We start from the raw sequence: 9,480 nt of genomic DNA, 5'->3' as shown, positions 1-9,480 counted from the left end.
TGAACTTCTTTGTGAACAGGAGTACAAATGCAGCAGCGGAAGCATTTAATGCTAAAATCAAAGCATTTAGGGCATCATTTAGAGGAGTAGTGGATATGAGCTTCTTCCTTTTTAGGCTAGCAAAGGTATATGCATGAAGGGAATTGACTAAACTTAATCCCCCAAGAATTACAACTGAGCCTTTATATCCCGGCTCGATATTAGAAAAGAAACATGTGGTAGGTTATTTTTATCGAACTGATTTATAAAACAAATATGTTCCATTGAAAAAGAAAGAAAAAGCATAGCTTTCGATAGGCTAAAGCTATGCTTTTCTATGTCTAAAGCACCGCTTTACAGAACAAAAACAACCTATATCATCTACGCAAGCTTAGAGGATAACGCAAAATATAATCCACCACAACAAACGTAAGCGTCTCCGCGATTCTATATTGCTGTCCGTTTTTAGCTCTCATATCTTTGCGAGGTATAAAAATGAAGCATTATGGATTTAGAAAATAGATTTAGAAGAACTTGGAAACGTTTCCAAGAAGTCTTAAAAACAGACTACAATTGTTCTTTAGCGGATGTTTGCCGCGAGCAGCATACCACTTTTGGAGGTATGAGTTCCTGGATGTCCCGACGGGGCTATAGCGTTAAACAAGCTAAGGCAGATGTGGTTCGTGATTATTATGGCGGCGTTGAGCCGTCCCCACTGACCACTACCTCTCCTGCGTTCACTCAAATAGCACCCGCCATGTCGTCGGAAGAAGAGTTTAGTCTTGCCGGGATCACAATCACGTTTAACAGTGGAACCACCATTTCGGTCAAACGGGCCACACCCGGTGGTGTTATTAAAATGTTGCTCGATTACGAAAGAAAGGAGGGAGATCCATGTATTCTCTAACATCAGCCAATCGATACTATCTGTACCAGGGCTTTGTTCGTATGAACCTTGGCATCGACGGTTTATTCAAAATTATACGCTTGGAAATGAAGGACTTGTCTCCCGTTTCCGGAGATATATTTTTATTCTTTGGCAAAAACCGACAAAGTGTAAAAATACTGCGTTGGGATGGCGATGGCTTTCTTCTGTACTACAAGCGCCTCGAGGGTGGAAGTTTTGAGTTACCAACATTTAACCCCCATACAGGCAATTACGAGATTTCTTATCAGGTTTTGTCTTTTATCTTAAATGGAGTGTCATTGAAGTCTGTACGGTTGCGAAAACGTTTCAGGATTTAATATAATATGTTGATTGTTAATTATTTGTACTAAGTATATCATCCGATTTATTTGGTCAACTCGTTGATTTTTTATATCTTTATACCATGAAAAAGGATGAGATCATAGAGTTATTGAAGGAACAGATCAAGAGATTACGAGATGACAACAACAGACTCTTGGGGCAAGTAGATGCTTTGATAAAAGAGGTTTCTTCCCTTAAAGAAGCACTCCTTCAAAAAGGCGAATCTCTTAGCAAACAACAGCGCCTTGCTAAGGGCTCGCCAAACTTGTATCCAACACATCCGAACAGCAACAAGCTCCCCAACCTGCCATGTCCGAAGAAGAGCGGCAGAAGAGAGAAGCTGAAAAAGCAGATAAGCGTAAAGCCAGAAAGAACAATGGTGCCAAACGTGACATGCATTATGAGATGGAGGAAGAAGAACATGTCGTTTATCCTGATGATCCCGATTTTGACATCAATAAGGCCCGGTTGTTTACTACCGCTCCCAGAATATGCGTCCGCTATGAATGTGTACCCATGCGCTTCATCAAGCACGTCTACAAGATACACACCTATACGCAAGACGGTCGCCTGTTTGAGGGAAAAACCCCGGTCGCGGCTTTCTTAAATTCCAGCTATGACGGCTCATTTATTGCCGGATTGATGGAATTACGTTATATACAATCGCTACCTGTTGAAAGAATCATCAACTACTTCGAAGGTCATGGCTTTACGCTGAAGAAACCTACGGCTCATAAGTTGATAGAAAAAGCCTCAGGCCTCTTCGAAAATCTTTATAAGTGTATCCGGCAGACAGCTTTGAGTGATCCTTATAAGGCAGCCGACGAAACCTATTACAAAATACTCGTCCCGGAAAAGAACAGTAAGGGAAAAGGAGTTAGAAAGGGATACCTTTGGGTGGTTGTCGGCATAAACACCAGGATGATATACCTGCTCTATGATGACGGCTCCCGGTCTGAAAGAGTTATTCTTAACGAATTAGGCAGTTGCAAAGGTATCATACAAAGCGATGGCTACTCACCTTACCGGAAGCTCGAAAGCGATGCTTATCCCAATATCACACGCATCCCGTGCTTGCAACATATAAAACGGAAATTTATAGATTGCGGTGAGAATGACCCGGATGCAAAAAGAATCGTGGAGCTGATAAACACTCTTTATCAAAACGAGCATAAGCATAAAGTTGGGGTTGATGGATGGACAGTAGAACAGAATCTTATGCATCGAAAAAAGTATGCGCCGGACATACTCGGAGAAATAAAAGATGTGTTTGATGAAATAGAAGAGCGGGGGGATTTATTACCAAAGAGCGAACTACAAGAAGCTATCACCTATCTTCGCAATGAGTGGAATGCAGTGGTGGACATCTTTAATTATGGTGACACTTACCTGGACAACAATATAGTTGAACGGATGAACCGGTACATATCCTTATCAAGAAAAAACTCATTGTTCTTCGGCAGCCATAAGGGAGCCGAACGAGGCGCCATACTCTACACGATAGCACTCACCTGTAGGATGCATAAAGTGAATCTATTTGAGTATCTCACGGATGTGATAAACAGAACAGCTGAATGGCAACCAAACACACCACTTGAAAAATACAGGGAACTGCTTCCTGACAGATGGGAAAAGGCTAATGGATAAAAAGGGAGCATTAGCCTTTTTATTTTAGCAAACTATATAGAATCGCGGAGACGCTTACCAACAAACAACAGCTTTTAAGAAGCTCCTTCATCTCTAAATTCCTTATTCATAGGCTATTCAGAAGAAAGATGAAGGGGAGAATAAAAATAAAAAAATCATAGGCTGATTTAAAATAAATATCCCAATGATTGAATTTAATCATTGGGATATTTATTTTAAACACTTCGATGTTTATTATGAACTAGTCAAGAGTCCATCTTTTTTCAGCATTTAATATTTAATTCATTCAGAACCTTGCGTATTGCTTCAAATGTAGTAATACGAGTAGGAACCAGCGGCAAACGAAGCTTATTTTCAATCATCCCCATCGCATTTAACATTGATTTTACGCCTGCCGGATTTCCATCGACAAATAACAGGTTAAATAATTCCGTAAATCGATGATGAATAGTCAACGCATTGGCAAAGTCTCCTTGAAGCGCCAAACGTGTCATGCGACTAAATTCACGAGGAAAAGCATTACCAATTACCGAAATCACGCCAACAGCTCCCAATGTTATGAGAGGAAAGGTGATACCATCATCTCCAGAGATTACATTAAAATTTTCCGGTTTATTTTTAATAATATCATCCATTTGCGTGATATTGCCGGATGCTTCTTTAATAGCAACTACATTATTGAAATCACGGGCAATCCGCAACGTAGTTTCAGCAGTCATATTTACTCCCGTACGTCCCGGAACATTATACAATACGATAGGGAGCTCCGTAGCTTCCGCAATCGCTTTATAATGCTGATAAATACCTTCTTGAGAAGGTTTATTATAATACGGCACCACAGACAATATAGCATCAACCCCTGTAAAATCATCGTTTTTCAATGTTTCTACAATAGCGCGAGTATTATTACCACCTACACCCAACAGAATAGGAATTCTTCCGTTAACGCGGTCAATTACCATCTTTTTTATGGTTTTCTTTTCTTCCTCGGTCAGAGTCGGTGTTTCAGCTGTAGTTCCCAGCACACACAAGAAATCCGCATTATTCTGCAATAGATAGTCCACCATACGCATCAACGCGTCATAGTCAACGCTCTCATCCTCTTTGAAAGGAGTAATCAGTGCTACCCCCATTCCTTTCAATTTAGTCTGTATCATGAGTTTTAATTATAATCTCTAATTTATTTAGCCGCAAAAGTACGAATATTTTTCTTATCTTACGATATAAGTTTCAGAAATTCGTCTTCGCTTAATATGGTTATTCCAAGTTTTTTTACTTTTTCGAGCTTTGCAGGTCCCATATTATCTCCAGCCAATATAAAACTCGTTTTCGCGGAAATGCTTCCAACATTTTTCCCTCCGTTTTTCTCGATAAGTTCCTTATATTCGTCACGCGAGTGATGGATAAACACACCACTGATAACAATAGACTGTCCTGCCAACTTATCAGTGTATCCACTCAAATCTTCCTCTGTACGATAAAGTTGTAGTCCGGCCTCCTTTAGCCTGTTAACCAACTCACGATTAGACTCATTAGCAAAATAAGCAAGTATACTTTGAGCTATTTTTTCTCCGATTTCATCGATACTTACCAATTTTTCAAGATCTGCCTGCTGTAAATCATCGATATTCTCAAACGACTTCGCAATCTTTTTAGCCACAGTCTCACCAACAAAGCGGATTCCTAAAGCAAAGATTACACGCTCGAAAGGAACTGTTTTACTTTGCGCAATTCCCGTTACAATATTCTCTGCCGATTTTTCACCCATACGATCCAAACCTTTGATATCATCAGCTGTAAGTTTATACAAGTCGGCCGTATTTTCAATTAATCCCAAACGATAGAACATATCCACCGTTTCCGGCCCTAATCCATCAATATTCATAGCCTTTCGACTAATAAAATGCTCTATTTTGCCTTTGATTTGAGGAGGACACGCTGTTTCATTCGGGCAATAATGAGCAGCTTCTCCTTCATATCTGACTAGTTTACTGCCACATTCGGGACAATTAACGATGAACCGAACCTTCTCACCAAGCATAAAACTACGTGCATCTTTATCAACCCCTGTAATCTTAGGAATAATTTCACCGCCTTTTTCTACATAAACCATGTCTCCAATATGCAAATCAAGCCCCTCGATAATATCCGCATTATGCAAGGACGCACGTTTTACAACCGTCCCTGAAAGCTGCACAGGATCCAGATTAGCTACTGGTGTAACAGCTCCGGTTCTTCCTACCTGATAAGTCACCTTATTCAAACGGGTCAACGCACGTTCTGCCTGGAATTTATAAGCAATAGCCCATCGAGGAGATTTAGCCGTAAAGCCCAAATTCTTCTGCTGCCTCAAACTATTCACCTTTAAAACAATCCCATCTGTGGCAACCGGCAGATTTTTACGCTCTACATCCCAATAATTGATAAATTCAAAAACCTCCTCTAATGTCTGGCACTTACGCGTCAAATCAGAGATTTTAAAGCCCCATTTTGCCGCTTCCTGAAGATTTTCATAATGTCCGTCACAAGGCAGGTTATCACCCAGCAAATAATACAAATAAGCATCCAGTTTGCGGGAAGCCACAATAGAAGAATTCTGCAACTTCAATGTACCGGAAGCCGCATTTCTCGGATTGGCAAAAAGCGGCTCTTCACGCGCTTCTTTCTCTCGATTCAACTCTTCAAACACTTCCCATGGCATAAGAATTTCTCCACGTATCTCAAAAGAAGCAGGATAATTATCACCATGCAATACAAGCGGAATAGAACGGATCGTTTTCACATTATCCGTCACATCATCCCCCTTTTCTCCATCCCCACGGGTGACGGCACGAACCAACTTTCCATCTTCATAAGTCAGCGAAATAGAAGTACCGTCATATTTCATTTCACAACAAATCTCGAAATCCTCATTCAATGCCTTACGGACACGGTCGTAGAAGTCCGTCACTTCCGCTTCCGAATATGTATTTGCCAATGACAACATAGGATATTTATGAGCCACTTGCGTGAAATTCTTGTTTAAATCGCTACCTACACGCATCGTAGGCGAATTTTCATCTTTATATTCCGGATGTGCCTGTTCCAAATCCTGAAGTTCACGCATCTTGTCGTCAAACTCTTTATCTGAGATTTCAGGAGCATTCAACACATAATAATTATAATTATGCCGGTGAAGTTCGGCACGCAATTCCTCTATTTTTTCCTTTATATCCATATTTATTCGATTGTTTAAGGCAAAAATACATGTTTATCTTTGAATATTTGTACTTTTGCGAAAAATTAAAAGATTATGCGTATTGATATTATAACAGTTTTACCCGAAATGATTGAAGGTTTCTTCAATTGTTCTATCATGAAACGAGCTCAAGATAAAGGACTTGCAGAGATACATATTCACAATCTGCGTGATTATACCGAAGATAAATATCGCCGTGTCGATGATTATCCTTTTGGAGGGTTTGCCGGAATGGTTATGAAAATAGAACCCATCGAGCGTTGCATCAATGCTCTGAAGGCAGAACGCGACTACGATGAAGTTATTTTCACGACCCCCGACGGAGAACAGTTCAACCAGCCGATGGCCAACAGCCTCTCGTTGGCACAGAATCTCATTATTCTTTGCGGACATTTCAAAGGTATCGATTACCGCATCCGAGAACACCTGATTACTAAAGAAATCAGCATTGGAGATTACGTATTAACAGGAGGAGAATTGGCAGCAGCGGTGATGGCGGACGCCATCGTACGTATCATCCCCGGAGTCATTTCTGATGAACAGTCCGCACTTTCCGATTCTTTCCAGGATAATTTGCTGGCAGCACCTGTATATACACGACCTGCGGATTATAAAGGTTGGAAAGTCCCCGATATTCTCTTATCCGGTCATGAAGCAAAAATCAAAGAATGGGAACTGCAACAATCCCTGGAACGTACCAGAAAACTTCGTCCCGACTTATTGGGAGAATAAAATAAAGTGTAAATAAAAACGACGGTGAAGAATATGTAAATCTTCACCGTCGTTTTTATTTTGCCTTCAGTTTATAAAGATCTTGCTGATAGCTAATCTTAAACACAGACCTATTTTTCATCCGCTGTTTCCAGCCTGCTTATTCTTCCTTTATTCAAAAGACAAATAGCATTTTTCTCGCAGACTTAGTGCGAATGGTTATTGTATGTTTTCAATTACACCTCAAGTGCACCAATAATTTCCTTTACAGACTTACACCCGTGTCTTTCCAGGTAATTATTTATACCATCTTCCACTTTAATAGTGACAGCAGGATCTATGAAATTTGCCGTACCAATCTGGATAGCCGTTGCACCTGCAAGCATGAATTCGACAGCATCTCTCCAGTCCATAATACCCCCTAAACCAATGACAGGAATATTTACCGCCTTAGCAACTTGCCACACCATACGCAATGCGATAGGTTTTACGGCCGCTCCCGACATTCCTCCTGTTATCGTTGATAAAATAGGGCGTTTACGTTCCGCATCAATCGCCATACCCAGCAATGTATTGATTAATGACACGCTATCTGCACCACTTTCTTCTGCCGCGCGAGCTATTTCGGTGATATCCGTAACGTTTGGGGAGAGTTTTACGATAAGTGTCTTTTTGTAAGCAGAACGCACTGCTTTCACTACTTCTGATGCCCCTTTTGCTGACACACCAAAAGCCATACCTCCTTGCTTCACATTGGGGCAAGAGATGTTTAGTTCTATAGCAGGAATTTTGTCAAGTTCATTAATGATTTCAGCCGTTTTTACATAATCTTCGATCGCAGACCCCGAAACGTTTACAATCATATTCGTTTGAATGTCTTTTATACGAGGATATATATGCTCCACGAAGTAGTCAACACCCTTATTTTGCAGTCCTACAGCGTTTAACATACCAGAAGGAGTCTCTGCCATACGCGGATAAGGATTCCCTTCACGTTTGTGAAGAGTCGTTCCTTTTACAATAATACCACCTATTCGCGTTATATCAATGAAATCAGAGAACTCTTCACCATATCCAAATGTACCGGATGCCGTCATTACCGGATTCTTCATTTGTAATTCACCAATGTTTACACTCAAATCTGCCATAGTAGTTTATTTATATTAAAAACAGGACCTTCTTTACATACACACAAGTGACCTTCTGTCGTATTTTCCACACAGCACAAGCATGCTCCGATACCACAAGCCATTGTATTTTCCAAAGAAACTTCACATTCTATCTGATTACTTTTGGCATATTTTGCCACAGCCACCATCATTGGTTTAGGACCACAAGTGTAAATCTGCTCAAATCGTACCTTATTTAATATAGAATGTTGAGTTACGTATCCTTTTTCGCCATGGCTACCATCTTCCGTAGTAGTATACACCTCTCCATATTTAGCAAACTCTTCCAGCTGCAACAAATCTTTGTCGCTACGGGCACCTAACAAGAACGTAGGTTTGTGGCCTTTTTTAGCCAATTGTTCACCTAAATACAACATGGGAGCTGTTCCGACACCTCCACCAACTAATAAGAGCTTATCAGAAGCCTCTTGAGGCATTGTGTATGCATTTCCCAGCGGAAGCACCACATTAATTGTATCACCAGAATTAGCCTCTGCCAGACGTCTTGTTCCATCACCAACCAGCTGGATCAGAAACCAGACCTCATTTCGCTGTTTATCTACAAAATTAATAGAAATAGGACGACGCAAGAATGTAGTAGGCGAACCGTCCACCCGGATTTCTGCAAACTGCCCAGGTAACATTTCGGGCAGTAATGACTGAGACGTCAATTTTAGCAATACATAGTTTGCATTCAATCTGATATTCTCGGTCACTGTCAGATCTAAAATAAATTTCTTCATGTATGGATATAAAAGTATAAATTCGTATTCCGGGTGCAAAGATACAGGAAATTGCTCAAACCACCGATTTTACTCTTTATTTTTCAGGCCTAAACGTCTCATAGGTATTATCATCAAAAAATATTCTTATTTCCGTGATTTTCCTGGCAGGCTTTTCTATATACCTAATCTCTTGTTTTACAATCTCTTTAGGGGAATTTTCAGCGTTTCTTAATGGCATTTCCTTGCGATTTTCCGGAATAGCCGGCTCTTTGGACGAATTTATGAGATTCTCGTCGAATAAAGAAGGCAGATAATCGCTATTAGAAGAAGAAAAAGATGTCTCTTCTTCAGATACCATCATTTCGCCCTCTCCATAAAGCAACCATTCAAGATTTACATAGTCATACTTTTGATGAACCTTCATTATGACATCTAAACTGGGTTTATTCCGGCCATTTAAAATATGAGAGAGAGTAGATTGTTGTACTCCGATTGTTTTAGCAAAAACTTTAGGAGGAACTTTTTCTCTCTCCATTATCATTCTGATTCTGTCTTTTATCTCCATACTACCTTCTTTTTAGTACAATTGTATGTGTTATGCACCTGATTCACAAAAATACGTATTACATCATTGATAATACAAAGGTAAATATTTAGATTCACAAAAGCAAATTACAAATATAAAAATATTAATATCACAAAAATACACCGTTTCTATGCAAATCGAATATTACGTTTGTATATCAAACAAAAACAGTAAAT

General features: G+C 39.9%; 8 protein-coding genes and 2 pseudogenes. 5 read left to right on the top strand and 5 right to left on the bottom strand.

The annotated features are described in order from the left end of the window. The 4 genes and pseudogenes from DXA05_RS25165 to DXA05_RS25150 form a co-directional block, all read left to right on the top strand. Window positions 1–137, top strand: a pseudogene (locus DXA05_RS25165) (transposase); the annotation flags it as partial. 347 nt (window positions 138–484) lie between these two features. Then, window positions 485–886: a hypothetical protein gene (locus DXA05_RS25160; RefSeq protein ID WP_008026046.1), complete on the top strand. Its 402-nt coding sequence runs from the start codon at window positions 485–487 to the stop codon at window positions 884–886. Further along, window positions 874–1,224: an IS66 family insertion sequence element accessory protein TnpB gene (gene tnpB / locus DXA05_RS25155; protein ID WP_008023397.1), complete on the top strand. Its 351-nt coding sequence runs from the start codon at window positions 874–876 to the stop codon at window positions 1,222–1,224. The genes DXA05_RS25160 and tnpB overlap by 13 nt, the downstream gene beginning before the upstream one ends. Before the next feature lie 86 nt (window positions 1,225–1,310). Next, window positions 1,311–2,875 (top strand): annotated as a pseudogene (locus DXA05_RS25150) (IS66 family transposase). A gap of 263 nt (window positions 2,876–3,138) precedes the next feature. On the opposite strand, the gene dapA reads toward DXA05_RS25150, so the two are convergent. Both dapA and ligA read right to left on the bottom strand, forming a co-directional pair. Further along, window positions 3,139–4,032, bottom strand: a complete 894-nt coding sequence (dapA, locus tag DXA05_RS25145) for a 4-hydroxy-tetrahydrodipicolinate synthase (RefSeq protein ID WP_004312921.1) — start codon at window positions 4,030–4,032, stop codon at window positions 3,139–3,141. Between the two features lie 59 nt (window positions 4,033–4,091). Continuing rightward, entirely contained in the window at window positions 4,092–6,092 is a 2,001-nt protein-coding gene (ligA, locus tag DXA05_RS25140; protein ID WP_009041040.1) for an NAD-dependent DNA ligase LigA, read from the bottom strand. 75 nt (window positions 6,093–6,167) lie between these two features. Here ligA and trmD point away from each other — a divergent pair, with 75 nt between their 5' ends. Beyond that, window positions 6,168–6,845 (top strand): tRNA (guanosine(37)-N1)-methyltransferase TrmD, encoded by a 678-nt coding sequence (gene trmD / locus DXA05_RS25135; protein ID WP_004312919.1) that lies wholly within the window; start codon window positions 6,168–6,170, stop codon window positions 6,843–6,845. Window positions 6,846–7,060: 215 nt separating this feature from the next. On the opposite strand, the gene DXA05_RS25130 is transcribed toward trmD, so the two are convergent. The 3 genes from DXA05_RS25130 to DXA05_RS25120 form a co-directional block, all read right to left on the bottom strand. Continuing rightward, window positions 7,061–7,972 carry a dihydroorotate dehydrogenase gene (locus tag DXA05_RS25130; protein ID WP_004312918.1) on the bottom strand — a complete coding sequence of 304 codons (912 nt, stop codon included), beginning with the start codon at window positions 7,970–7,972 and terminating at the stop codon, window positions 7,061–7,063. Next, window positions 7,960–8,736 carry a dihydroorotate dehydrogenase electron transfer subunit gene (locus DXA05_RS25125; RefSeq protein WP_004312917.1) on the bottom strand — a complete coding sequence of 259 codons (777 nt, stop codon included), beginning with the start codon at window positions 8,734–8,736 and terminating at the stop codon, window positions 7,960–7,962. Before DXA05_RS25125 ends, DXA05_RS25130 begins: the two co-directional genes overlap by 13 nt. A gap of 76 nt (window positions 8,737–8,812) precedes the next feature. After that, window positions 8,813–9,283, bottom strand: a complete 471-nt coding sequence (locus tag DXA05_RS25120) for a helix-turn-helix transcriptional regulator (RefSeq protein ID WP_009041041.1) — start codon at window positions 9,281–9,283, stop codon at window positions 8,813–8,815. Window positions 9,284–9,480 lie beyond the last annotated feature (197 nt).

This window comes from Bacteroides sp. AM54-2NS (genome assembly GCF_003602935.1).
Classification (GTDB): domain Bacteria; phylum Bacteroidota; class Bacteroidia; order Bacteroidales; family Bacteroidaceae; genus Bacteroides; species Bacteroides xylanisolvens.
Note: the sequence above shows the minus strand (reverse complement) of the source record. Positions and strands in the feature narration are given on the sequence as shown.

Coding starts and splice junctions, on each gene's coding strand:
- DXA05_RS25160 (WP_008026046.1), top strand. CDS start 485: ATGGATTTAGAAAATAGATTTAGAAGAACTTGGAAACGTTTCCAAGAA.
- tnpB (WP_008023397.1), top strand. CDS start 874: ATGTATTCTCTAACATCAGCCAATCGATACTATCTGTACCAGGGCTTT.
- dapA (WP_004312921.1), bottom strand. CDS start 4,032: ATGATACAGACTAAATTGAAAGGAATGGGGGTAGCACTGATTACTCCT.
- ligA (WP_009041040.1), bottom strand. CDS start 6,092: ATGGATATAAAGGAAAAAATAGAGGAATTGCGTGCCGAACTTCACCGG.
- trmD (WP_004312919.1), top strand. CDS start 6,168: ATGCGTATTGATATTATAACAGTTTTACCCGAAATGATTGAAGGTTTC.
- DXA05_RS25130 (WP_004312918.1), bottom strand. CDS start 7,972: ATGGCAGATTTGAGTGTAAACATTGGTGAATTACAAATGAAGAATCCG.
- DXA05_RS25125 (WP_004312917.1), bottom strand. CDS start 8,736: ATGAAGAAATTTATTTTAGATCTGACAGTGACCGAGAATATCAGATTG.
- DXA05_RS25120 (WP_009041041.1), bottom strand. CDS start 9,283: ATGGAGATAAAAGACAGAATCAGAATGATAATGGAGAGAGAAAAAGTT.